Annotated in this window: 21 protein-coding genes; 7 read left to right on the forward strand and 14 right to left on the reverse strand. The window is 68.6% G+C overall.

Going from position 1 to position 23,242, the window contains the following annotated elements; all coding sequences use genetic code 11:
- Positions 1–28: 28 nt before the first annotated feature.
- The 9 genes from VL15_RS01930 to VL15_RS01970 all read right to left on the reverse strand — a co-directional run bounded on the left by VL15_RS01930 (position 29) and on the right by VL15_RS01970 (position 8,439).
- Positions 29–544 carry an SRPBCC family protein gene (locus VL15_RS01930; RefSeq protein WP_048242817.1) on the reverse strand — a complete coding sequence of 172 codons (516 nt, stop codon included), beginning with the start codon at positions 542–544 and terminating at the stop codon, positions 29–31.
- A 44-nt stretch (positions 545–588) separates the two neighbouring features.
- Entirely contained in the window at positions 589–1,221 is a 633-nt protein-coding gene (locus VL15_RS01935; protein ID WP_048242818.1) for a LolA family protein, read from the reverse strand.
- A complete protein-coding gene (locus VL15_RS01940; RefSeq protein WP_048242819.1) occupies positions 1,218–1,637 on the reverse strand; it encodes a quinol oxidase in 420 nt (139 codons plus the stop codon). Before VL15_RS01940 ends, VL15_RS01935 begins: the two co-directional genes overlap by 4 nt.
- Before the next feature lie 28 nt (positions 1,638–1,665).
- Positions 1,666–2,448 (reverse strand): anti-sigma factor family protein, encoded by a 783-nt coding sequence (locus VL15_RS01945; protein ID WP_048242821.1) that lies wholly within the window; start codon positions 2,446–2,448, stop codon positions 1,666–1,668.
- The gene (locus VL15_RS01950) at positions 2,445–2,960 is read right to left on the reverse strand and encodes a sigma-70 family RNA polymerase sigma factor (protein ID WP_048242823.1); all 516 of its coding nucleotides are present in this window, start codon (positions 2,958–2,960) and stop codon (positions 2,445–2,447) included. Before VL15_RS01950 ends, VL15_RS01945 begins: the two co-directional genes overlap by 4 nt.
- A 43-nt stretch (positions 2,961–3,003) precedes the next feature.
- The gene (locus VL15_RS01955; RefSeq protein WP_048242825.1) at positions 3,004–3,363 is read right to left on the reverse strand and encodes a hypothetical protein; all 360 of its coding nucleotides are present in this window, start codon (positions 3,361–3,363) and stop codon (positions 3,004–3,006) included.
- 282 nt (positions 3,364–3,645) lie between these two features.
- Positions 3,646–5,811, reverse strand: coding sequence for a beta strand repeat-containing protein (locus VL15_RS01960; protein ID WP_048242826.1), 2,166 nt, complete (start codon positions 5,809–5,811; stop codon positions 3,646–3,648).
- Positions 5,812–6,347: 536 nt separating this feature from the next.
- The gene (locus VL15_RS01965; protein ID WP_048242828.1) at positions 6,348–7,592 is read right to left on the reverse strand and encodes an NAD(P)/FAD-dependent oxidoreductase; all 1,245 of its coding nucleotides are present in this window, start codon (positions 7,590–7,592) and stop codon (positions 6,348–6,350) included.
- 67 nt (positions 7,593–7,659) lie between these two features.
- Positions 7,660–8,439 (reverse strand): ABC transporter substrate-binding protein, encoded by a 780-nt coding sequence (locus VL15_RS01970; RefSeq protein WP_048242829.1) that lies wholly within the window; start codon positions 8,437–8,439, stop codon positions 7,660–7,662.
- 381 nt (positions 8,440–8,820) lie between these two features.
- On the opposite strand from VL15_RS01970, the gene VL15_RS01975 reads away from it, so the two are divergent.
- The 5 genes from VL15_RS01975 to VL15_RS01995 all read left to right on the forward strand — a co-directional run bounded on the left by VL15_RS01975 (position 8,821) and on the right by VL15_RS01995 (position 14,157).
- Positions 8,821–9,783 (forward strand): ornithine cyclodeaminase family protein, encoded by a 963-nt coding sequence (locus VL15_RS01975; RefSeq protein ID WP_048242830.1) that lies wholly within the window; start codon positions 8,821–8,823, stop codon positions 9,781–9,783.
- Positions 9,780–10,574: a helix-turn-helix transcriptional regulator gene (locus VL15_RS01980; protein WP_048242831.1), complete on the forward strand. Its 795-nt coding sequence runs from the start codon at positions 9,780–9,782 to the stop codon at positions 10,572–10,574. Before VL15_RS01975 ends, VL15_RS01980 begins: the two co-directional genes overlap by 4 nt.
- 210 nt (positions 10,575–10,784) lie before the next feature.
- Positions 10,785–11,516 carry a DsbA family oxidoreductase gene (locus tag VL15_RS01985; RefSeq protein WP_048242832.1) on the forward strand — a complete coding sequence of 244 codons (732 nt, stop codon included), beginning with the start codon at positions 10,785–10,787 and terminating at the stop codon, positions 11,514–11,516.
- Between the two features lie 118 nt (positions 11,517–11,634).
- A complete protein-coding gene (locus VL15_RS01990) occupies positions 11,635–13,074 on the forward strand; it encodes a DHA2 family efflux MFS transporter permease subunit (protein WP_048242834.1) in 1,440 nt (479 codons plus the stop codon).
- A 294-nt stretch (positions 13,075–13,368) separates the two neighbouring features.
- Positions 13,369–14,157 (forward strand): sulfite exporter TauE/SafE family protein, encoded by a 789-nt coding sequence (locus VL15_RS01995; protein WP_048242836.1) that lies wholly within the window; start codon positions 13,369–13,371, stop codon positions 14,155–14,157.
- Positions 14,158–14,278: 121 nt separating this feature from the next.
- Here the strand turns inward: VL15_RS01995 and VL15_RS02000 are convergent, their stop codons facing one another.
- The 5 genes from VL15_RS02000 to VL15_RS02020 form a co-directional block, all read right to left on the reverse strand.
- The gene (locus tag VL15_RS02000; RefSeq protein WP_048242837.1) at positions 14,279–14,716 is read right to left on the reverse strand and encodes a hypothetical protein; all 438 of its coding nucleotides are present in this window, start codon (positions 14,714–14,716) and stop codon (positions 14,279–14,281) included.
- Positions 14,716–15,273, reverse strand: a complete 558-nt coding sequence (locus tag VL15_RS02005; RefSeq protein ID WP_048242945.1) for a nucleotidyltransferase domain-containing protein — start codon at positions 15,271–15,273, stop codon at positions 14,716–14,718. The genes VL15_RS02000 and VL15_RS02005 overlap by 1 nt, the downstream gene beginning before the upstream one ends.
- Positions 15,274–15,536: 263 nt before the next feature.
- Complete coding sequence (locus VL15_RS02010) at positions 15,537–17,375, reverse strand: S10 family peptidase (RefSeq protein ID WP_048242839.1); 1,839 nt, start codon at positions 17,373–17,375, stop codon at positions 15,537–15,539.
- A gap of 613 nt (positions 17,376–17,988) precedes the next feature.
- The gene (locus VL15_RS02015; protein WP_048242841.1) at positions 17,989–20,079 is read right to left on the reverse strand and encodes a D-(-)-3-hydroxybutyrate oligomer hydrolase; all 2,091 of its coding nucleotides are present in this window, start codon (positions 20,077–20,079) and stop codon (positions 17,989–17,991) included.
- 138 nt (positions 20,080–20,217) lie between these two features.
- Positions 20,218–20,583 carry a BON domain-containing protein gene (locus VL15_RS02020; protein WP_048242843.1) on the reverse strand — a complete coding sequence of 122 codons (366 nt, stop codon included), beginning with the start codon at positions 20,581–20,583 and terminating at the stop codon, positions 20,218–20,220.
- 430 nt (positions 20,584–21,013) lie between these two features.
- Here VL15_RS02020 and VL15_RS02025 point away from each other — a divergent pair, with 430 nt between their 5' ends.
- Positions 21,014–22,456 (forward strand): TAXI family TRAP transporter solute-binding subunit, encoded by a 1,443-nt coding sequence (locus VL15_RS02025; RefSeq protein ID WP_048242844.1) that lies wholly within the window; start codon positions 21,014–21,016, stop codon positions 22,454–22,456.
- A gap of 84 nt (positions 22,457–22,540) precedes the next feature.
- A complete protein-coding gene (locus VL15_RS02030; protein WP_048242845.1) occupies positions 22,541–23,179 on the forward strand; it encodes a 2-hydroxychromene-2-carboxylate isomerase in 639 nt (212 codons plus the stop codon).
- Positions 23,180–23,242 lie beyond the last annotated feature (63 nt).

A 23,242-nucleotide genomic window follows, 5' to 3' on the forward strand; every position in this document is an offset into this window, starting at 1 on the left:
GATCGTCGTCACACGCGGTCACGCGTCATCACGCATCGGCGCAGCCCGCGCCCGACAGCGGCCGGAACGTCCGGCCCTCCGTCTCGACCGCCGCGCCCAGCAGCCGCGCGAGACCCTTCGCGCCTTCGCGCATCACGACATCGTGATTCCATCGGAACAGCGGTCGCGCGAGCGGCTCCAGCCAGTTCATCCAGCGCACGTGCGTGCGGATGTGCCAGTCGTAGCGCACAACGGTGCACACGCCGTCGCCGGCAAACGACCAGCATCCGTCGCCTTCGATCGCGCCGCTCGCGCGGCCTTCGAGCGCATGCGGCGGCTCGACGCGCCGCACGCGCATGTCGAAGGTCAGCCGGTACGGCAGCGCGCCCTTCCACGTATATCGGTGCAATGCGCCGACGCCGCGCGCGTCGCCCTCCTCGATCTCGACGGTGCGCACGGCGCCCTTCCACCAGTCGGGCCAGCGGTCGACCTGGTAGATCGCGTCCCAGACCGCCGCGAGCGGCGCGTCCACGCGCCAGGTCGTCGAGAACCGGTATTCCGCCATGCAGCCTCCGGCGTGCCCGTCAGGGGCTTGGATCAGGGCGCCGGTCAGGGCGCGAAGAAGCGCTCGGGAAACGCGACGTCGATCTCGACATCGTCAAGCGTCACGGTTTCGAGCGGCACGTCGTCATCGTCCGCGAAGCTGACGACCTTCAGCGGAAAGCCGTCCTCGGTGTCCAGCCACAACCGGTAGCGATGCACGCCGTCGACCACGTGCGCGGGCGCGCCCGTGACCGACACGCGCAGCGCGGTCCGGCCGCCGACGGCCTCCTCGCCTTCGGTCACGGTCGCGCCGCCTTGCTGCAGCGCATGAACGTTGCGCAGCAGTTCGCCGACGTCCGACCGGTCGACCCGGTGGCCGCTGCGGTCGCGCACGAGCGGATTGGACGGCGACAGCGTCAGCGCGGGCGGCGCATGCGCGCCGAACGGGCGCAGCCGCACCTTGCCGTCGCCGGGATCGTACGCAAGCACCGCGCCGTGATGAGGCGATACGAAATCCATCCGGACGAAACCCGGTTTCAGGTACGCGTAGCGGATTTCGGTGTGCTCGCCGCCCCGCGCCGACGAGCGGATCGTCGCGCGGTACGAGCGGACGTGGTCGAAATGCGTCTGCGCGACGGTCACGGGATCGGCTGTCATGCTCGCTCCTATCAGGCTCGCGGCCAGCAACGCGGCGATCACGGCGCCGCCTCGACGTCGAGCACGCCTTCCATCCCGCGCTCGCGATGGCTCCTGAACAACAGCAGCCGATGCGTGCAATAGTAGGCGAACCGGCCCGCTTGCGTCGGCGTGAAGCGAAAGGTCTTCGGTGTCGTGGTCAGTTCGGTGTGCACCGCAATGCCGGCTTGCGGCGCATCGATTTCGAAGCTGTGCGGCACCAGGCCGCGCTCCGCCGACACGGTCAGCTCGACCGGCACGTGCGCTCGCACGATCACGTGGTTCGGATGGAAGAAATAGCTGCCGCCGACGATCGCCACCCGCTGCACGCCGTCAGCGTCGACCGGCACGCGCACGGACGCGTCGCCGTCGGCCCGTGCAAGCGCGGTGCCCGTCACGAGCGCCGCCAGCACCAGCCCCTTTGCGATCGTCGTCTTCATCGGCTGCTCCCTGCCGGCGCCGCGCGGGTCATCCCTTCCACGCGTCGGTGGAGCCGCCGAGCGCGCCGCACGCTTCGATCGCGAGCTCGCGCAGGCGTCGTTCGTCGCCTCGGCCGGACAATGCGTAGCCCGTGCCGCGATCCGACCAGAAATACGTATAGCGGCCGTCGGCCGACATCGCCCGCGGTGCAAGGTGCCGCGTGTCGTACGCGGTCACGTACAGCGTCACGCGCTCGCCGTCCGCGCGCTGGTACATCAGTTGCGCGGCCGGCCCCGCTTCACCGGGGAGCAACCGGCCGCCCAGCAGCGCGTAGCCGTATTCGTCGAGCGACGGCGCGCGCACGGGCCGGCCGACTCGTGCCGACAGCCAAGCGGCGAGACGTTCGGGATTGCCCGCGCCGACCTCGACCGGATGCTCGCGATCGGATGCGTACACCGCATACGCGACATCCGCGCGCGCGGCGAACGCCGGTTCGCTGCCGAACACCGTCCAGCCCGCGTGCAGCGCGACGCCGATCAGCAGCCCGGCCGCCAGCCCCGCGAATGCGTACGCGAACCCGCGCCGGCGCGACGCGCGGCGCTGCACGAACAGCGCGGACGCGGCGCCCGGCAGCGGAAACAGCGCCTGCAGCGCGTCGCGCTGCGCCCGGTAATGCGCAAATCGTTCGGCCTCCTCGGGATCGGATTGCAGGCGCTCGAGCACCTCGCGGTGCTCGTGCCCGGACAGCTCGCCGTCCAGCAACGCGGACAGCAGTTGTGCCGACGCATCGTCGTCCCGCTCGCTCGAAGGCTTGTGCGAATCGTCCATCATGTTTTCCCGATCACCCGTAACGCGGCCGTGCCGTGCGCCGACGGCTCGTCCGACAGCAGTGCGCGCATCTGCCCGCGCGCCCGCGCGAGCCGCGACATCACGGTTCCCACCGGCACGCCGAGCACCTGCGCGGCGTCGCGATAGCTCAACTCCTCGAGCGCGACCAGCAGCAGCACCTCGCGCTGCTCGACCGGCAGCCGGTACAGCGCGCGCTGCACGTCGCGCAGCACCAGCCCGCCGATCTCGCCGGCCGGCGCGGCCATCGTCTGCCACGGCGCCGTCGCGTCGTCGACCGCGATCTCGTGCCGCGCACGCAACTGGTCGATGAAACGGTGCCGCAGCAGCGTCAGCAGCCACGCGCGCAGGTTGCCGCCATCGCGCGGCGGCCGGTTCAGCGCACGCTCGAGCGTGTCCTGCACGAGATCGTCCGCCCAGGCCCGGTCGCCCGTCAGCGCACGCGCATAGCGCGTGAGATGCGGCAGCCACACCAGCAGATCCGATTCATAGCTCATCAGGATGCCTCGCGCGTCGCCGCGCCATCACACCGTCGCGCCATCATGGACGCGCGACGTGCCACATGCCGCCGATCCCGTCGCCGCCGGTGTCGCCGGCCTTGTGATCCATCTTCCAGCGATACAGCGGGCGCCCGCGATACGCCCATTGCTTCTTGCCATCGTCGCGCGCGACGAGACTCAGCGCGCCCGATGCCTTGTCGTACGGGTCCGCGAGCGCGGGCGGCCAGTTGGCCGCGCACGCGCTGTCGCACGCGCTCTTGCCGGGCGCGTCGCGATCGAACACGTACAACGTCATGTGCGCTTCGTCGACCAGTTTCCCGTCGCCGACCTGTGGCGGTTCCGCGGCCGCCGGCCGCACGATCGCCGCGGTCAGCGCGGCGGCGAGGAGCATCCGTTTCATTGCCGTTCTCCTTGACGTGGCATTGCGGCACGGCGGCACCGGACGAGACGATCGGCTTCCGCGATCATTATCCCGCCGGGCGGCCGTGCCGGGATTCGGTATGTAAACGGACGGAGGCGGCCGGTTATTCCATGCCATCGGCTCGGATCGCGCAGCGGCCATTCGTGCGACGAAAGAAAGCGGGCCATCAAAAGACAACGCGGCATGACATTCCTGTCATGCCGCGTTGCGCGACCCGTGTTACCCGGCGGCCGAGACGGCGCCGCCGGGCAATCGGGCGCGTTACTTCGGCAATGCGCCCGTCAGCGACTGAAGCAGCGACGTCACCGGTGCGAGCGGGTTGCTCGGCGAGCTGCTGCCCGAATGCGGCGTGACCGACAGGCCCGGCGCGGAGCCGAGCGCCGTGCCCACCGTCGTGCCGACCGCGTTGACGACCGTCGCCGTCGCGTTCGCGCCCGTCGTCAGCAGCGAGCCGACCGCGCCCGCCGTACCGCCGGCCGCGTTCGCGCCCGAACCGAGCAGGCTGCCGCCGGCCGCCGCCGTCGAACCGGCCGCGCCCGTCAACGCGCCGGCCGCCTGCCCGAGGGCCGCCGGACCGTTCGCGAGTGCGCCCGTCACCGAACCGAGCGCGCCGGTCAGCGCACCGGCCGGATTGCCGCCGCCCGTCAGGCCGTTCACGAGGTTCGTGATCGGTGCGATCGGGTTGTTGCCCGCCGCGCCCGACAGCGTACCGACGACCTGGTTCACGACACCTTGTACCGGCGCCAGCGGGTTCGACCCGCCGAGGTTGCCGAGCGCGCCCGTCACCGAGTTCAGCGCGCCCGTCAGTGCACCGGCCGGATTGCCGCTGCCGAGCGTGCCCACGACCTGGTTCACGACGCCTTGCACCGGTGCCAGCGGGTTCGTGCCGCCCAGGCCGCCGAGCGCGCCCACCACGGAACCGACCGCGTTGCCCAGTGCGTTCGTGGCCGTGCCGACCGCATTGCTGCTGCCGAGCGTGCCGACGATCTGGTTCACGACGCCCTGCACCGGCGCCAGCGGATTCGACCCGCCGAGGTTGCCGAGTGCGCCTGTCGGCAGCGCGTTCTGCAGGCCGTTGACGAGGTTCGTGATCGGCGTGATCGGGCTGCCGCCGCCGGCGCCGGACAGCGTGCCGACGACCTGGTTCACGACGCCTTGCACCGGCGCCAGCGGGTTCGCGCCGCTGAGCGCGCCCGTCACCGAGTTCAGCGCGTTCGTCAGCGCACCGGCCGGATTGCCGTCGCCGAGCGTGCCCGCGAGCTGCGTGACGACGCCTTGCACCGGCGCGAGCGGGCTTCCTGCGCCGCCGACGTTGCCGAGCGTGCCCGTGATCGTGTTGACCGCGCTGCTCAGCGCGCCGGCCGGGTTGCCACTGCCGAGCGTGCCCGTGACCTGGTCGACGACGCTCTGGATCGGCGCGATCGGGTTCGAGCCGCCGCCGATACCGCCCAGTGCGCCCGTTACCGTGCCGAGTGCGCCGGTCAGCGCGCCGGCGGGGTTGCCGCTGCCGAGGGCGCCCGTGACTTGATTCACCACGCCTTGAACCGGCGCCAGCGGGTTCGAACCGCCACCGATACCGCCCAGTGCGCCCGTTACCGTGCCCAGTGCGCCGGTCAGTGCGCCTGCGGGGTTGCCGCTGCCGAGGGCGCCCGTGACCTGATTCACCACACCTTGCACCGGCGCGAGCGGGTTCGAGCCGCCGCCGATACCGCCCAGTGCGCCCGTTACCGTGCCGAGTGCGCCGGTCAGCGCGCCTGCGGGGTTGCCGCTGCCGAGGGCGCCCGTCACCTGATTCACCACACCTTGAACCGGCGCCAGCGGGTTCGAACCGCCACCGATACCGCCCAGCGCGCCAGTCACCGTGCCGAGTGCGCCAGTCAACGCACCGGCCGGGTTGCCGCCACCGAGCGCGCCCGTCACCTGATTCACCACACCTTGAACCGGCGCCAGCGGGTTCGCGCCGCCACCGACATTGCCCAGTGCGCCCGTTGCGGTACCGAGTGCGTTGCTCAGCGCGCCGGTCGCCGTGTTCAATGCACCAGTCAACGCGCCTGCCGGGTTACCGCTACCGAGCGCACCCGTCACCTGGTTCAGCACACCCTGTACCGGCGCGAGCGGTGTCACCGTGCCGCCGCCACCGCCGAGTGCACCCGTCACCGCCCCCACGGCGCCGGACAGCACCTGGCCGGGATCGCCGAGCGACGTCTGGATCGCGCCTGCCCCGCCCGCCGCCACGGTAACCGAGCCCAGCGGCGACGTGCCCGTCGCGACCAGCCCGACCGACACGCTGTTCGTCGGCGAATTGACGATCACTTGCGGGATCGGCAGCGAATCGAGGGCCCCCGCCATCGCGGAACCCGAAGCCAGTACCCCGAACACCGTCGCGACCGACAGCGCCACACCCGTCAATTTAAGATTTTGTCCCATCCTTATTCACCCCATCTCGGTTGGCACTACGTTGATAAAGCATGGGGACGGATTGCACGAAGCGTGCCAATTCAAAAAATCGGATCCATTCGTCTGTCTATTTCCGCTCAATAACGCTTTTTTATTGATTTCAGGCGAAATCAGCGAGTGGAAGACGGTTGCGGAGTCCGAATCGTCTGACGAAAAAGGCTGATGGAACACGGGTGTAACGTAACGTTTGCGAGCCCCGTGGTAACGTGTTCCGGTACATTCCGCGTAACGCCGGAACGTCCGGTCGCGACGGTGCGGCACCTCGTCAGGGCCGGCTACGCATTGCGCATTTCAGCGATATGAAAATGCATTGAGAAATCGCGAATTTGCTTATTTTCTTTATCTCGCGATTTCTTTCTTGCCGATTACACAGATCATTTCCGATCGCGTGGCATTCGGCAATACGGACAGCCGAACGAAAAACTGTGACAGCCGCATCGCAAGTGGAACGCGCGATGCGGCGAGCGCGGCGGCGGCAACCGGGGCCGCATCGCCGCGCGGCAGATTCAGCCGAAGCGCGCGGGCCGGTACGGATGGGGATCGATATAGGTCGGCGCGCCCGTCATCATTTCGGCAAGCAGGCGCCCGGTCGCGGGGCCGAGCGTCAGCCCGTGATGGCAATGGCCGAACGCGAACCACAGATGCCGATGGCGCGGCGCGGGCCCGATCACCGGACGCATGTCGGGCGTGCACGGCCGCATCCCGAGCCACGGCTCGGGATCGAGCCGCTCGCCGATGCCGAACGCGTCGCGCGCCAGCGGTTCGGCGCGCGCGAGTTGCACGCCGGTCGGCGGCGCACCGCGCAGCGCGATCTCGACGCCGGTCGTGAGCCGCAGGCGGCCGCCCTCCATCGGCGCGACGACGAAACCTTCCTCGGTGTCGCAGACGGGCACGTTCAGCGGCGTGCGCGTCGGCCGGTAATGCATGTGATAGCCGCGCTTCGCGCGCAGCGGAATCCGGTAGCCGAGCGGCGCGAACACATGATCGGACCAGGGCCCGAGCGCGACCACGGCCGAGCGTGCCGAAATCGGCCCGTGCTCGGTATCGACCCGCCAGCCGTCATCCACCTGCACCAGCGTCGTCGCGTCGCCCCGCACGAACGTGCCGCCGTCGCGCTCGAACAGCCGCGCATAGGCCTTCGTCAGCCCGCCCGGGCTCGACACGGTCTTCGGGTCCTGCCAGTGGAATGCGCCGCAGAACGCGTCGCTGACGCCGGGCTCGCGCTCGCGCAGCGCACGCGCGTCGAGCACGGTCATCCGCAGCCCGTGCGCGGCGGCCACACGCTGCTGCGCGCGCGTTTCCGCATCGAACAGCGCGGGCGACCGGAATGCCTCGATCCATCCGCCGTCATGCACGAGCGGCTGCGCGTCGGTGCGCGCGAGCAGCGCGTCGTGCTCGACGACGCTCGCCGCGACGAGCGGCAGCAGGTCGCGTGCGGCGGCCGCGAGCCGCTGCGGTGACGATTCGCGCCAGAAGCGCGCGAGCCATCCCGCATAGGCAGGCAGCGCGCGGTAGTCCCAATAGAGATCGACCGAGCGGTTGCGCGCATAGCGCAGCAACGTACCGAGCCGGCGCGGAAACGCATACGGCACGACCGACGAGCGCTCGATCAGCCCGGCGTTGCCGTGGCTCGTTTCCTCGCCGGGCGCGCGCCGGTCGACGAGCGCGACGCGCAGCCCGCGATCCTGCAGATGCAGCGCCGACGATACGCCGACGATGCCGGCCCCCAGAACGATGACGTCGAAATCCATGGTTCCCCGTACTGCGTCGAGATTGGATGCGACACGCGCCGGCACCGCGGCCGGCGCGCGGCGGTGCTTACTTCGCGACGATGTCGCGCTTGAAGTACTTCTGCGACAGCGCGCCAAGCGTGCCGTCCTTCTTCAGCGCATCGAGCGCGCCGACGATCTTCGCCTGCAGCGCCTTGTCGCCCTTGCGCATCCCGAAGCCCGTGCCTTCGCCGAGCGTCGCCGGATCCTTCAGCGGCTCGCCGACGATCTGGTAGTCGCGGCCGGCCGGCTTGTCGAGGAAACCGTCCTGCGCGGTCTGCGCTTCCTGCACGGCCGCGTCGAGACGCCCCGCGACGAGATCGGCGTAGATCTGGTCCTGGTCCTGATACGACACGACGGACACGCCCGCACTGGCCCAGTGCGCCTTCAGGAAATCCTCCTGCGACGAGCCCTGCAGCACGCCGACGTGCTTGCCGCGCAGGCTCGCGACGTCGGGCCGCAGCGGCGAGCCGCGTTTGGCGACCATCACGATCGGCACCACGTAGATGGCCGGCGTGAAGTCGATGCTTTGCTTGCGCTTCGCGGTGATGTTCATCGCCGAGTTGATCGCATCGAACTTGCGCGCCTGCAGCGCCGGAATCAGGCCATCGAACGAATTCTCGACCCACACGCATTTCATGTTCAGCTTCGCGCACACCGCGTTACCGATGTCGACGTCGAAACCCTGCAGCTGGCCGGCCGGCGTCTTGCTCTCGAACGGCGGATAGGCGGCTTCGATCCCGAAGCGCAACGTGGTCTGTTCCGCATGGGCCGCGACGGCCGAGCATGCAAGCGCCGCGGCGGCGCAGAGGGAAAGCTTCCAGTTCATGACGGTCCTTCTGTTCTGGATTGAGGCGATGAAGATCGGTCGCACGACGCCCTCGACCGGGCGCCGGATCGGCACTCGAGGCAGGCGGCCGCCGCACGGCGACGCGTCGTGTCCTGCACGCGAAATATAGACTCAAAGTCTATATTAGACTATAGGGGATACGAGGATCGCGCGCCGTCGCGTCGCGTCGGAATTTTGTCGACCATCCAAAAACACCGTTGATTTTTCAGTGTTTTCCAGAAATCCCTCGGCAGCACACAGTCTCGAAAAGAAAAATTCTCCCGATTTCATTTGTCTATATTAGACTTTTCGTCCATCACGAACACCGCCGGACGCCGTCTTTCGAGACTGTGCCGTCCAGCCCCGACCGGAGATGTCCCCATGACGCAAACCGTCCCGACCCTGCCGCTGACCGTCGACGAAGCCGCGGTGCGCGCGGCCCTGCCGTCGCTCGACGTGCTCGGCACGCTGCGCCGCATGTTCGCGTCGCTCGCCACGGCGCGCGCGGTTCAGCCGCCGCAGACCCTCACGCTGTTTCCCGAAAATGCCGGCGACTTCATCACGTATCTCGGCGCGCTCGCCGACGAACAGGTGTTCGGCGCGAAGCTGTCGCCATACGTCGTGACCGACGGGAAACCGATCGTCACCGCGTGGACCGCGCTGATGTCGATGCGCACGGGCCAGCCGCTGATGTGGTGCGACGCGGGGCTGCTGACCGTCGAGCGCACGGCCGGCACGACGGCGCTCGCGGTCGACTGTCTCGCGCCGCGCGATGCGCGCCATCTCGCGATCGTCGGCGCGGGCGCGGCCGGCCTCGCGCACCTGCGGCACACGGCGGCGCTGCGCGACTGGGAGACGATCCGCGTGTATTCGCCCGCGCTCGCCGGCGACGCGGCGCTGCAGGCAACGCTCGCACAGCTCGACTCGCGTGTGCGGCCGGCTGCGAGCGTCGAGGCCTGCGTGCGCGACGCGGACGTCGTGATGCTGTGCACGTCGTCGGGCACGCCCGTGCTCGGCGACGGGATGCTCACGCGCCCCGCGCTCGTCACGTCGATCAGCACGAACGTTGCGCGCGCGCACGAAATTCCGCCCGCGTGGCTGCCCGACATGGACGTGTACTGCGACTACCGGCACACGACGCCCGCGAGCGCCGGCGAGATGCAGATCGCGGCGGCCGACCACGGCTGGGACACCGCGCGGATCGTCGGCGACCTGCCCGCGCTCGTCGCCGGCACCTGCGCGGCGCCGTCGCGCACGCGTCACGCATTCTTCCGCTCGATCGGCCTCGGGCTCGAGGACATCGCCATCGCGCACGCGCTGTACACGCACCTGACACGCGCATGAGCGGCACGCGAGCGCGGGGCCGATACAATGGCGCAACCGCCGCGGCGGCCGCGCGCGGGCGCACGGGCATGCCGGCCACCGGCTCGGCGGCACGCCGGCCCGATGCGCCGCCCGGCTCCCGTCCACCCGAGATGGCGACACCGATGCGCAAGAAGAAATCCCCCGTCAAAGACCTGCTGCTCACCCGCTATGCGCCGATCGCCGACGGTATCGCCGCGCTGTTCTTCCCGTACGCGGAAGTCGTGATCCACGACCTGCACGACCAGACCGTGCTGTATCTCGCGAACAACCTGTCGAAGCGCGAGATTGGCGACGATTCCGCGCTCGAGGAAATCGATCATTCCGCGCGCGAGCGTGTGATCGGCCCGTACGAGAAGCTGAACTGGGACGGTCGGCGGATGCGCTGCGTCAGCAACGTGCTGTTCGACGACGAAGGCCGCCCGGCCGGGATGATGTGCATCAACTTCAACATCGCGGTGTTCGACGAGGTGCGCGCGACGCTCGACCTGTTCATCAAGGGCGCGGGCATCGTCGCGCAGCCCGACGAGCTGTTCCGCGACGACTGGCAGGAGCGCATCAACACGTTCCTGCACGGCTGGCTGCACGAGCGACAGGTCGGGCTGAACGGGCTCACGCGCGAACACCGGCGCGAGCTCGTCGAGGCGCTTTACGCGGAAGGTGCGTTCCGCGGCAAGAGCGCGGCGAACTACGTCGCGAACGTGCTCGGGATGGGCCGCGCGACGGTCTACAAGCACCTCAAGCACCTGAAGGAAACGCAAGGCGACGCGTAAGCCGCGTGCCCGGCCGGCCGCTTCGCCTCATCTCTTCGCAGCGCGCGGCAACGGCCGGCATCGCCCATCGCTACCGGGACGCGGCTTCCGTGTCTATGCTTCGTGATACGTCCGGCACCGGCCCGTTCCACGCGGGCCTGGCGACGACGAAGCGTCGAAGCATAAAGTGATATAGTCTCGGTTACATTTTTTTGCCGCCCGGAACCGCCCATGACGACCGCTCCCGCCCCGACTACCCGTCCGACCCTGACCGTCGAAATCTGGTCCGACCTGATCTGCCCGTGGTGCTGGATCGGCAAGCGCCGCTTCGACGAGGCGCTTGCCGCGTTCGCGCACGCCGAGCGCGTCGACGTCGCGCTGCGCGCGTACCGGCTGATGCCCGGCCAGCCCGTCGAGCCGGTCGAGGCGATGCTCGCGGGCAAGTACCGGATGTCGCCCCCGCAGGTCGACCAGATGCTGCGCCAGGTGACCGACGCGGCCGCGAGCGTCGGGCTGCGCTACGACCTGCCCGGCACGCTCGTCGGCGACACGCTCGACGGCCACCGGCTCGTGAAGCTCGCGGAAGCGACCGGCCGCGCGCATGCGCTGACCGAGCGGCTGTACCGCGCGTATTTCTGCGAGCACGGCTCGCTGTTCGATCATGCGGCGCTGACCGAATTCGCGGTCGAAGCCGGGCTCGAGCGCTCGGCCGTCGAAGCCGTGCTGCGCAGCGACGCGTACCGTGACGAAGTCGAAGCCGACATCGCACGCGCCGAGCAGATCGGCGGGCGCGGCGTGCCGCTGTTCGTGTTCGGCGGCCGCTACGCGGTGTCGGGCGCGCAACCGGCCGACGCATTCGCGCAGGCGCTCGACCAGGCATGGCGCGACGGCATCGTCGAACTCGACGGCAGCGACGCAGCCGCGTGCGGCCCCGACGGCTGCGAACTGCCGGCGCGCTCGTAACATCCGTCATGTCCGGACCCGCGACTACGCGACGCTCCTGCCACAAACCGGCAGGAAGCCCGCGCCGTCGGCATCTACAATGCAGCCTTTCAGATAACTATCAGAAGGCGGCAAGCCCATGACTCACGGGATCCACGGCGAGAAGCGCTGGTATGCGCTGATCGTGCTCTGTCTCGGCGTGCTGATGATCGTGCTCGACAGCACGATCGTGAACGTGGCGCTGCCGTCGATCAGCACCGACCTCCATTTCACCGAAACGGCCCTCGTGTGGGTCGTCAACGCGTACCTGCTGACGTTCGGCGGCTGCCTGCTGCTCGGTGGCCGGCTCGGCGACCTGTACGGCCAGCGGCGCATGTTCCTCGCGGGCCTCGTCGTGTTCACGGTCGCGTCGCTCGCGTGCGGCCTCGCGCAATCGCAGACGATGCTGATCGCCGCACGCGCGGTGCAGGGGCTCGGCGGTGCGGTCGTGTCGGCCGTCTCGCTGTCGCTGATCATGAACCTCTTCACCGAGCCGGGCGAACGCGCCCGCGCGATGGGCGTCTACGGCTTCGTCTGCGCGGGCGGCGGCAGCATCGGCGTACTGCTCGGCGGGCTGCTGACGAGTTCGCTGTCGTGGCACTGGATCTTTCTCGTCAACCTGCCGATCGGCATCGCGGTCTATGCGATGTGTGTCGCGCTGCTGCCGCGCATGCGCGCGCCGGCCGCCGCCGCGCGGCTCGACGTCGCGGGCGCGATCACTGTGACCGCATCGCTGATGCTGGCGGTCTACGGGATCGTCGGCGGCAACGAAGCCGGCTGGTTGTCGACGCAAACCGTCGCGCTGCTCGGCGCGGCCATCGCGCTGCTCGTGCTGTTCGTCGCGATCGAGTCGCGCACCGCACATCCGCTGATGCCGCTCACGCTGTTCGCCGCGCGCAACGTCGCGCTCGCGAACGTGATCGCCGTGCTGTGGGCGGCCGCGATGTTCGCGTGGTTCTTCCTGTCCGCGCTCTACATGCAGCGCGTGCTCGGCTACGGGCCGCTGCAGGTCGGCCTCGCGTTCCTGCCGGCGAACCTGATCATGGCCGCGTTCTCGCTCGGGCTGTCCGCGCGGATCGTGATGCGCTTCGGGATCCGCGGCCCGATCGCGGCCGGCCTGCTGGTCGCGGCCTGCGGCCTCGCGCTGTTCTCGCGCGCGCCGGTCGACGGCGGCTTCGTCTGGCACGTGCTGCCCGGCATGACGCTGCTTGGCATCGGCGCGGGCGTCGCGTTCAACCCGCTGCTGCTGGCCGCGATGAACGACGTCGATCCGGCCGATTCCGGGCTCGCGTCGGGGATCGTCAACACCGCGTTCATGATGGGCGGCGCGCTCGGCCTAGCCGTGCTCGCGAGCCTCGCGGCCGCCCGCACCGACGCGCTCGCGGCCGTGCAGGCCGCACCGCTCGCCGCACTGAACGGCGGCTACCACGCGGCGTTTGCATTCGGCGCGGCGTTCGCCGCCGTGGCCGCGCTGATCGGCCTCGCGCTGCGCATCCGGCGGCAAGACGCGGTCGAAGGCGTCGGCCCCGCGATGCATTGATCGGTGGCCGGCGGCGCCCGCCGCCGGCCTCGAACCCGGGCGCGTATCATCGCGCCCTTTTTGGCATGAACCGGGCATCGCACGCACGCCCGGTTTGCGATGCCTTGCAGGCCGATCACCGTCAGCGCCCCCTCTTCCCGTCCGAACGCCCGTTTCACATTCGCCCGGACGCCCACCGCACGGGCCTTCCCGGCCGATTTTTAACGCAGTCGTACACCAACCCGCCACTTTTGCGACAATGGCGGACTTTGACCCACGCGCCGCCGCCGAACGCCGCATAACCGCCTGCTTCCGATGTCGCTCCCCCATATCGATCTGCTGTACTCCCTGTCCGGTCTGTTCGTCGGCATCCTCGTCGGCCTGACGGGCGTCGGCGGCGGTTCGTTGATGACGCCGATCCTCGTGCTGCTGTTCGGCGTCCACCCCGCGACGGCGGTCGGCACCGACCTGCTGTACGCGGCCGCGACCAAGGCCACCGGCACGCTGGTCCACGGCCTGAAAGGGTCGATCGACTGGCGCATCACGGGCCGGCTCGCGGCGGGCAGCGTGCCGGCCGCGGCGCTCACGCTGTGGTGGCTGCACACGCACGGGATGAACACGCCGGGCACCGCGCGGATGATCCAGCTCGTGCTCGGCGTCGCGCTGCTGCTCACGTCGCTCGCGCTGATCTTCCGGCCGCAGCTCACCGCGTTCGCCGCGCGCAACCCACTCGCGCCGAGCCCCGCGCGCACGCTGTGGTCGACCGTGCTGACGGGCGCCGTGCTCGGCGTGCTCGTGTCGATGACGTCGGTCGGCGCCGGCGCGATCGGCGTGACTGTGCTGTTGCTGCTGTATCCGGCGCTCGCGACGACCCGCATCGTCGGTTCCGACATCGCGCATGCGGTGCCGCTCACACTCGTCGCGGGCATGGGCCACTGGCTGCTCGGCTCGGTCGACTGGTCGATGCTGCTGTCGTTGCTGATCGGCTCGCTGCCCGGCATCGTGCTCGGCAGCCTGCTGTCGGCGCGCGCGCCCGAGCGGCTGCTGCGCAACCTGCTCGCCGCGACGCTCGTCGCGGTCGGTGTGCGGCTCGTGCTCGCGTAGGCGGTCCGGCACGACGGCCTGCGCCCGTCGTGCATCGACACACTCCCGTCGCCAACGAAAAGCACCGTCCCTGTTGGCGAACAGCCTTCACCTCATGTCTTGATGGACTCCCGGGCGGGTCTCACGGCGTACCTGTCAGCGCATGCGCAACGGGCAGGTATTTGGCGAGGATGCCCAGCATGGTAGCGGCCTCTGCCTTCGACACCGGGGGAAATGGGGAAACGTACGACGTGCCGTTGCGGCGCTCGTGTGCCTTCGTGATGAACGCAAATTCCTGAGGATTCACACCCAGCGAAGTAGACACGCGCTGGATGGCCAGGTTACGGCCGGCATCCTTGGTTCGCACCTCATGGAACTCCAGGATCGCCTGTACAACCTGAAAATAGCCTTCGTAGGCCAACGTAAACACCTGCAGATGCCGGGCGGGATCCAGTTCATCGGCGGTGGCCTTGTAGTCCGCGGCATTACGCAGGAAGCCCGCGATTGCTCCGGGCGTCGGTGCAACCGGATCGAAGGCTTTCGTCCTGATGAGGTTTTCGTATTCAGCTGGGCGCGGCATCACAGTATCCTCAGCATTGGGCCTTGGGCGATCTGGGCCATGACGGGGTCGGCGTCGACCAGCGCAGCCCATTCCGCAGGCTCGTACAAAGAGAAGTTGACGGGTCGCAGCAGGCTTTGCTCGACCACGTGCAGGGCTTCAGATAGCTCGAGGAGCTGGACGTTCCCGATGACGATCAGGTCGATGTCGCTACGGCCGCTGTCGGAACCCTTGGCCACCGAGCCGAACACGAACGCCGTGGTGATCTGCGCGGCAAACGGCGACAAGGCCTCCTTCAACGGCTCCGCGACGGCAAACGACTTGCGCGCGATGCTGACCAGTTCCGGATAAAGGATGAATTCCGTATTCGCGCGAATGCTCCTTTGTCTGCCTCGTCGGGCGTCTTCCATCAGTACGCCGACCTCGACCAGCCGATCCACCTGTTTTTGGGCGCTACCGCGCCCACTGTCTGCCAGGCGCAGCAGTTCCTGTAACGTAAAGCTGCGGTCAGGTTGCAGCAGCGTCGCACCCAGCACCCGCTGCATGCCCGGTGTGAAGAGAAAGTCCGCGAGACTCACATCAATCCTCAATGCAGGGACAATTGTCCTCATTATGAGGATTTTTCATCAAATCCTCAATAGAGGGCTATTCATCCCTCTTTTGAGGATCACACATCGACGCGTCTACCTCCAGACACGACGATGCCCCGAGAGTCCGTGACTCACGGGGCACCCTGGAGAATGACGGCACCGCCATCGACACACGCCACGTGAAGAACCGAGGCGCGTGACGAGGCGGTGTCCCACATGTCGCTTCGGGCGGCGCGAGCCGCCCGAAGCGCTTACTGCCCCTGCTGCTGCAGTTTCTGCTGCTTGAGCTGCTGCGTGCGCGCCTGCAGCTTCAGCACGCGCTGCAGTGCGGTGCGGTTCGCGAGGATGCCATCGTAGAAGTTGGCGAGATCGCTCTTCAGCGCGGTCCGCGACGCGTCGTTCAGGTAGATCATGTGGCCCGACGGGTAGTTCTTGATCGTCAGGTTCTGCGCCTTGATCGTCGGATCGAGCGGCATCTGCGCGAGCGTCAGCTCCGTCTGGTGGAACGGCGTGACCGCATCGAAATAGCCGTTCGCCGACAGCACCTTCAGGTCCGGGTTCACGCTCATCGTCGACGCCAGGTCGCCGGCCGTGTACAGCGTATTGCCGCCACCCTTGTTCGCGCCGGTCGGGTCCGTGTGGCTGAAGTTCCAGTTGTTGAAGACCTGGTCGTTCAGGTCCACGAACGACGACGTCGACGTGTACTTGAGGTCGGTGTTGATGTAGCTGTTCCACAGCACCGTGTACGCGCCGCCGACGTTCGTGATCGACGGATCGTTGCTGCCCGAGTTCGGCAGGATGTACGGCGCGATGCCCTTGCCCGTGAAGTTCGCGCGACCGTCGTACTGGCCGATCTGCGTGCCCGGCACGAGCGTCAGGAAGAACGTGTACGGCGGGTTGTCGTCCGACGACGGCACGTTGCCGAGCGCGGCCGGGTTGCCGAACGTCTGGATCAGCGACGTCGGGTCCGTGCCGATGTACGAGCCCATCTGCTGCGCGGTCTGCAGGTTCAGGTTCAGACGCACGTTCACGAAGCCGCCGTCCTGCGGGTTCGGCTTCTGCACCAGCGGCGAGAGCGTGTTGTCCGCGTAGTTGCGGGCCTGGACCATGTACGCGTCGAGATCGGTCGGCGTCGGGTTGAGCGTCGTCTTCTTCCAGTAGAACGCGTCGGCCGCGAGCGTCGGGAAGATGCCCGGCGCGGACAGCGCGTTCGCGTAGTCGAGAATCGACGACTGCAGCGTGATCCCGTTCAGGTCGATGCCGTCCTCATGCAGCACCCACGACACGACCGCGCTGCGGGCGGTGCCGTACGACTCCCCGTACAGGAACTTCGGCGAATTCCAGCGCGAGTACTTGGTCAGGTAGCGCTGAATGAAGCGGTCGATCGAACGCGCGTCCTGGTCGGTGCCCCAGAAGTCCTTGTTCTTCGCCGGGGCGATCGCCGCCGAATAACCGGTGCCGACCGGGTTGATGAACACCACGTCGGTGCGGTCGAGCAGGCTGTCCGGGTTGTCGAGCAGCTTGTACGGCGCGGGCGGCGTGAAGTTCGGGAACGACGACTGCAGGCGCTTCGGCCCGTACGAGCCGAGCAGCAGGTAGACCGACGACGAGCCGGGGCCGCCGTTGTAGAAGAACGTGACCGGGCGCGGCTTCGACGGGTCCGGATTGTCCTGCGTGTACGCGACGTAGAACATCTTCGCATTCGGCGCCGACGTGGTCGGGTCGATCGTCGTCAGGTGGCCCGTGGTGGCCGTGTACTTGATCGTCTTGCCGCCGATCGTGACCTGGCGGTGCACGACCGCGGCGCCTTCCGTCGAATCCGTGACCGCGTCGTTCGGCCCGGTGCCGTACACGTCGGTGTCGACGAACGGCTGGTCGGCCGGGGTGGCGGCCGTGGCGTCGGTGCTGGCCGACGTGCTGCCGCCGGACGTCGTCGCGGCCGCGGCGGCGGCCGAAGCGGTCGGGCTCGGCCCGTCGTCGCCGCCGCACCCCGTGACGAGCAGCGCCGCGGCCGCGGCTGCGGCGAGCGGCAGGCTCAGTGTCGTTCCGAATAGCGCGAAACCGTCTTTCAAGGACTTCCGTGTCGTCATTATTGCCTCTCGAACAGAACGATAAATACCGCCGGCCGCAAAGGATCATTTGCGCCGGCGCTCCGCACCGGGAATGCATTCGTTATGCGACGCACTCCGAGTTTTTTACCGGATCAGCGAATACCGACCGGCATGATTTACCCCACCCATATTTTTTGCGACTGCACAATGAAATCAATTCCATTGCAAACGACAATTCAATAATCCGCAGCAATGCGAATTCATTCCACGTATTCGCATGCGCACAAAATCGACGGCAAAACCATACCCGGCAAAGCCCGCCCGACAAGGGCGCTTCGCTTCTGACAGACGAACAATCCCCCTCGGCGAGATACCGATTAATCGCGCAGCAGCGACCAATCGCAACTCGAGCCGATTTAATAAAATCGAAAGGATCGATTAACCAAACGGAAAGGAATATTCTCGTATATGGAATTTATTAAATTAAGTGAAAATACCGGCGCATAATAGGTTCCTGATTAACCGCCGTAAAGTAATAATTTGTTACAGCGCTCGCCATTCGGATAAAAGGCGGCACGGGACCGATTCCACCCGGCCAAAAGAAAAAGCCGGACGACTGTCCGGCTTCGTGATGGCGGCGCGGCGGGTGCCGTCAGAGCGGCACGTCGATCGCGCCGGCGCCGGTCGTGATCGCGTTCGCGCCGGGCGCGGCCGAGATCGGCGGCAGGTTCGCGCCCGTCAGTGCGGGCGCGGCGCCCGGCGTGCCGCCGCGCGGCACCGTGCGGATCACCTGCGACGGCGGCAGCGGCGCGCCGTTCTTCAAGTGCCGCCACATCAGGTTGAGCGCCTGCAGGTTGTAGTAGTGGACGGGCACGAAGCGCGTGTCGAAGCCCGGGACCGGCAGGAACGCGTCGAAGTGCTGGCCGTTCGTCACCTCGTAGAACACGAGCTGGCTGCGCGCACCTTCGCTGATGCCGTTCTGCGCGACGTACGCGCGCGACGCGTGGTTCACGGGCACGAGCGCGTCGCTGCGGCCCTGCACGATGATCGCCGGCTTGCCCTGCAGGTTCGCGTTCACGCGCACCGCGTCGACGTTCGCCGGCATCCCGAGCATCCCGTTCGTCCACAGCTGGCGCAGGCACAGCGCGCCCGCGAAGCTCGCGTCGGGCGTCGCGAGCCGGTGGTCGACGCCCGCCCCCGTGTTGAACACGAGGTCGATGCCGGACGTCGGCGGCACACCGTTGCCGAGGCCGAATACGGCCGGCATCGGCGACGTGGCGGGCGGCGCGACCGCGCCCGTCGCCGGGTTCGTCGTGGCGAAGCTGAAATTGCACAGGTTGTCGGTGACGCGCGAGCGCGTGTACGCGTTCGCATAGGTGACCGCGATCGCCGGAATCGCCTGCGAATCCCACATCGGCGCCTGCAGCAGGTCGGAGTCGGCGAGATAGCCGGCCGCGTGCAGCTGCGCGAGTGCGTCGGCGGCCTGGCTCTGCGTATCGGCGCCCGACACGAGCCCGGCCGCGGCGAGCGTCGCGCAGCGCTGCGTGCGGATCGACTGCGTGGTCGCGGCCGGCAGCGCGCTCAGGTACGGCGCGCCGGCGAGCGACGCCGACGCGGCCGCGCAGGGCTGCAACAGGTTCGCGAGCGTCGCGTAATCGGCCAGCGGCCGGCCGAACGACGGCACCGGCTGGCCGCCCGTGCGCACGATCGCGTTCGGCGCCATCCGCACGTTGATCTGCGGCTCGCCGACCACGACCGCGGTGATCCACCCGCGGCTGTCCTGCTCGGCCGCCGCGAGCGACGCGCCGCCGCCGTTGCTGACGGACGCGGCAATCGTCGTGATGTCGCCCGCGCGATAGCGCACGCCGTGATGCGAGCCGTCGATCAGCGGTCCGAACTGCTCGTTGAGCGCCCAGTACGCGAACTCGACCGACTGCAGCGTCACGCGCCCCCAGTCCTGTTCGGGATTCTGCTGCGAATGCGCGTGCTTGAACGCATAGCGGTTCGGGAAACGGTTGTTGAACGCCGCGAGATCGCCGCTCGTCACGTTCGCGGTAAACAGGCTCGCGGTGCCGGCCAGCACCGCGTTGGCGAGCGTCCCGTCGATCAGCGTGACCGTGTCGGAACCGAGTTCGTGCGCGCCGTTGCCGCCGCCCTTGTCGTTGTAGGCCACCGCGCAGCCGCGCTTGAGCGCCCATTCGCCGGCCGCGGAGATCGCGCCGTACACGCCGCGCGAGCCCGACGACGTCGCGGTGACGATGCACGGTTGCGCGGGATCGAAGCTGGCGGGCACCTGCACGAGCAGCGTCACGTTCTTGCTGCCGCTGCCGTCGTCGGAGTACGCGAGATATTCGGTGCCGGGGATCTTGCCTTCGCCGAGGGTGTCGTTGCCGTTCAGGTCGACGTTCGGCCCCCAGAAACGGCCGTAGCCGCCGTTCGCGCTCATGTCGACGAGCGCGCGGTAGTTCGACCAGATCGCGAGACGGCGCAGCTCGGCGCTCGTCGGCCGGGATGCGTTCGCGAAGCCGGGCGCGGTCGCCGCGCCGAGGCCCGTCTTGCCGAGGCCGGCCGTCAGCAGATCGTCGCTCGCGCCGTCGTAGGCGGTCGTGCGCACGCTGCCGGACACGAAGCCGGGCAACCGGTTGCGCTCGCCCGAGTCGTCGCCGTTGCAGGCGCCGAGCATCGCGACAGCGGCCAGCGCCGCACCGAAAACCATCCGCCTGCCCCACCCGAGCCTCGTCATCGCCGCCCTCTCGATATCGTTATCGGTCCGCCGCCGCGTCGCGCGCGGTTCGCGGCCTCTGAAGCGCAAACGGGCCCCGGCATGCCGGGGCCCGCCTGAAAGCGGGCGCATGCAGCGCTCGCGCGCCGCCGCCCGGCGTTACTGCTGCTGGACCGTCAGCTTGTTCGAGACCGACGTCACGCCCGTTACGCCCTTGGCCGCGGCTTCGGCCTTGTCGATCTGGTCCTGGGCCGGCATCGTGCCTTCCAGCGTGATCGCGCCGCCCTTCGAGCGCACGACGAGGTTCGACACGTTCACGCCGCTTTCCTTCGAAATCGCCTTGCGCACCGTGTAGCCCAACTTGCGGTTCGCCTTCTTCGCGGTTTTCGCGGCGGCCTTCGGCGTGCTCGTCGCGGCCGCCGGTGCTTGCGTTGCCGCCGCATCGCTCGACTGCGCATACACGCTGCCCGACAGACAGGCCGCCACGGCGGCGACGCCCAACGCTCTCAACACGATCGACTTCATGCTATCTCCTTGTAACTCCGGAACGGCCGTGCACAGTACGGCCGGATACCCCCAAAGACAGCCGGCCCGCGCGCGAACGGGCGGGACAGCCGGTGATTTCCACGGCGATGCGAGAGAGGCGAGACGGGCCGGCAGCCGGCGCACGCGAGAGCGGGCCGGCCGGGCCGGGCAGCCGCCGGCCGGACGCGCCCGGTCTCATTGCGTGCCGGGTCGCGCGCGAATCGGGCGCGGCTGCGTCGCACAATGTAATCCAGCGCCCGCGGAAGCGCAAAGCTTTTGACGCGGCGGCCCCCGGCGCTGTCGCCGCGTAGCCGCGCCACGGCGCCCGACTCGCGCACGCGCGGCGAAACCGGGTACCATCGCCGCGAGAATGCGCATCGTCCACGACGACCGTCATCGATGCGTCACGCCAGCGTCATTCGCCGATCCCATGAAGCCAGCCCGCCCTCGCCCGCCTCGCCGCATCCTCGCCCGCTTCGTCGCGGTGTCATGGCGCGACCTCGCGCTGTCGATCGGCCCCACCGTGCTGCTCGCGGGCGCGGCCGTCTGGCTCGCGGTCAGGCTGATCCAGCCGGCGCCGCCGTCCACGCTCGTGATCTCGGCCGGGCCGCCCGGCAGCACGTACTGGAACGCCGCGCAGAAATACAAGACCATCCTCGCGAAGAACGGCGTCACGCTCGACGTCGAATCGTCCGAAGGGTCCGCGCAGAACCTCGCGCGGCTGTCGAACCCGAATGCGGCGGTCGACGTCGGCTTCGTGCAGAGCGGCATCGGCCCGAAGGAGCGAGACGAGCAGCTCGTCTCGCTCGGCAGCATCGGCTACGTGCCGCTCGCGATCATGTACCGCGGCCCGGTCGTCGCGCGCCTGTCCGACTTCAAGGGCAAGCGGCTCGCGCTCGGCGCGGAAGGCAGCGGCGCGCGCGAGCTGAGCCTCGCGCTGCTGAAGATGAACGGCATCGTGCCGGGCGGCTCCACCGAGCTGCTGCCGACCGCCGGCGAGGACGCCGCGACCGCGCTGCTCGACGGCAAGATCGACGCGGCGTTCCTGTCCGGCGACTCGACGCAGATCCCGGTCATGGCGAAACTGTTCCGCGCGCCCGGCGTGCACGTGTATTCGTTCACGCAGGCCGAAGCGTACGCGCGGCGCTTTCCGTACCTGACCGCGATCACGCTGCCGATGGGCGTCTACGATCTCGGCCAGAACCTGCCGCCCAGCGACATCCATACCGTCGCGCCGACGATCGAGCTGGTCGCGCGCGACTCGCTGCACCCCGCGCTGTCCGACCTGCTGATCGAGGCCGCACGCGAAGTGCACGGCCATGCGACGATCCTGCAGCATGCGGGCGAATTCCCGTCGTCGGTGACGCGCGGCTTCCCGCTGTCCGACGATGCCGCGCGCTACTACAAGTCGGGCAAGACCTTCCTGTACCGGCGCCTGCCGTTCTGGGTCGCGAGCCTCGTCGACCGGCTGCTCGTCGTAATCGTGCCGCTGATCGTCGTGCTGATCCCCGGGCTGCGGCTCGTGCCGTCGCTGTACGGCTGGCGCGTGCGCTCGCGCATCTACCGCTGGTACGGCGCGCTGATCGCGCTCGAACGCAGCGCGCTCGGCGAGCACACGGCCGAGGAGCGCGTCCAGTTGCTCGACGAACTCGACGACATCGAGGAAGCCGTGAACCGGATGAAGATGCCGCTGGCGTACGCCGGGCAGTTCTACGTGCTGCGCGAGCACATCGGCTTCGTGCGCGAGCGGCTCACCTCGCACGATCAGGACGCGCCGGCGGGGCCGCCGGGCGCGGGCGGCCCGCCGCACGCAAGCACCGATGCCGCGCTGCCGGCCGGCGATCCCCCCCGGGCGACTCCCGGTTCCGCGTGAGCGGACGATCCGCGATCATTGCTGCAAGCGCGCACCGCCGCGTACCATGGAGGCCGCCGTACGCCCCACCCTCTGGAGATCGTCATGACAACCGGCCTCGACACCGCCCAGCCCGCCTGGTTCTTCGACTTCGTGTCGCCGTTCTCCTATCTGCTGCTCGAACAGCATGACAAGTGGCCGGACGTGCCGTTCGAACCCGTCGCGGTATCGCTCATCGACCTGCAGCGCCACTGGGGGCAACGCCCGAGCGCCGACGTGCCGTCCAAGCGCACGTTCACGTACCGTCACGCGTTGTTTCGCGCGGAACAGCTCGGCATCCGCTTCAAGATGCCGCCCGCGCACCCGTTCGATTCCGACAAGCTGCTGCGCCTCGCGATCGCGCTGCGCGCCGACATCGCGACCGTGCTGGAAATCTTCCGCTTCATCTGGCGCGACGGTAACGATCCGTCGACGCCGGAAGGTTTCGCGGCGCTGTGCGAACGCGTCGGCGTCGGCCACGGCGACGAACTGATCGAGTTCGAGGAGACGCAGGCGCAGCTGGCCCGCAACAACGCGGATGCGATCGCGCTCGGCGTGTTCGGCGTGCCGACCTTCTGGATGAACCAGCAGCTGTTCTGGGGCGAGGATGCGCTGCCGATGGTGCTGTACTGCGCGCGCACGCCGAACTGGCTCGAATCGCGCGAGGTCAAGCGGATCAGCACGCTGCCCAAGGGTCGTGCGTGATGGCCGGTATCACGCACGGCAACGCGCGGCTGCGGTAAGGTTACGCTTCCCCCGAATCGCCTC

This window comes from Burkholderia cepacia, from assembly GCF_001039005.1.
Lineage (GTDB): Bacteria > Pseudomonadota > Gammaproteobacteria > Burkholderiales > Burkholderiaceae > Burkholderia > Burkholderia theae.

Bases quoted from the DNA above. Each gene is read 5' to 3' on its own strand.
- VL15_RS01960 (WP_048242826.1), bottom strand. From the start codon at position 5,811: ATGGGACAAAATCTTAAATTGACGGGTGTGGCGCTGTCGGTCGCGACG.
- VL15_RS01940 (WP_048242819.1), bottom strand. From the start codon at position 1,637: ATGAAGACGACGATCGCAAAGGGGCTGGTGCTGGCGGCGCTCGTGACG.
- VL15_RS02020 (WP_048242843.1), bottom strand. From the start codon at position 20,583: ATGAAGTCGATCGTGTTGAGAGCGTTGGGCGTCGCCGCCGTGGCGGCC.
- VL15_RS02010 (WP_048242839.1), bottom strand. From the start codon at position 17,375: ATGACGACACGGAAGTCCTTGAAAGACGGTTTCGCGCTATTCGGAACG.
- VL15_RS02000 (WP_048242837.1), bottom strand. From the start codon at position 14,716: ATGCCGCGCCCAGCTGAATACGAAAACCTCATCAGGACGAAAGCCTTC.
- VL15_RS01945 (WP_048242821.1), bottom strand. From the start codon at position 2,448: ATGATGGACGATTCGCACAAGCCTTCGAGCGAGCGGGACGACGATGCG.
- VL15_RS01930 (WP_048242817.1), bottom strand. From the start codon at position 544: ATGGCGGAATACCGGTTCTCGACGACCTGGCGCGTGGACGCGCCGCTC.
- VL15_RS02015 (WP_048242841.1), bottom strand. From the start codon at position 20,079: ATGACGAGGCTCGGGTGGGGCAGGCGGATGGTTTTCGGTGCGGCGCTG.
- VL15_RS02030 (WP_048242845.1), top strand. From the start codon at position 22,541: ATGACAACCGGCCTCGACACCGCCCAGCCCGCCTGGTTCTTCGACTTC.
- VL15_RS01995 (WP_048242836.1), top strand. From the start codon at position 13,369: ATGTCGCTCCCCCATATCGATCTGCTGTACTCCCTGTCCGGTCTGTTC.
- VL15_RS01950 (WP_048242823.1), bottom strand. From the start codon at position 2,960: ATGAGCTATGAATCGGATCTGCTGGTGTGGCTGCCGCATCTCACGCGC.
- VL15_RS01975 (WP_048242830.1), top strand. From the start codon at position 8,821: ATGACGCAAACCGTCCCGACCCTGCCGCTGACCGTCGACGAAGCCGCG.
- VL15_RS01970 (WP_048242829.1), bottom strand. From the start codon at position 8,439: ATGAACTGGAAGCTTTCCCTCTGCGCCGCCGCGGCGCTTGCATGCTCG.
- VL15_RS02025 (WP_048242844.1), top strand. From the start codon at position 21,014: ATGAAGCCAGCCCGCCCTCGCCCGCCTCGCCGCATCCTCGCCCGCTTC.
- VL15_RS01955 (WP_048242825.1), bottom strand. From the start codon at position 3,363: ATGAAACGGATGCTCCTCGCCGCCGCGCTGACCGCGGCGATCGTGCGG.
- VL15_RS01990 (WP_048242834.1), top strand. From the start codon at position 11,635: ATGACTCACGGGATCCACGGCGAGAAGCGCTGGTATGCGCTGATCGTG.
- VL15_RS01965 (WP_048242828.1), bottom strand. From the start codon at position 7,592: ATGGATTTCGACGTCATCGTTCTGGGGGCCGGCATCGTCGGCGTATCG.
- VL15_RS01985 (WP_048242832.1), top strand. From the start codon at position 10,785: ATGACGACCGCTCCCGCCCCGACTACCCGTCCGACCCTGACCGTCGAA.
- VL15_RS01980 (WP_048242831.1), top strand. From the start codon at position 9,780: ATGAGCGGCACGCGAGCGCGGGGCCGATACAATGGCGCAACCGCCGCG.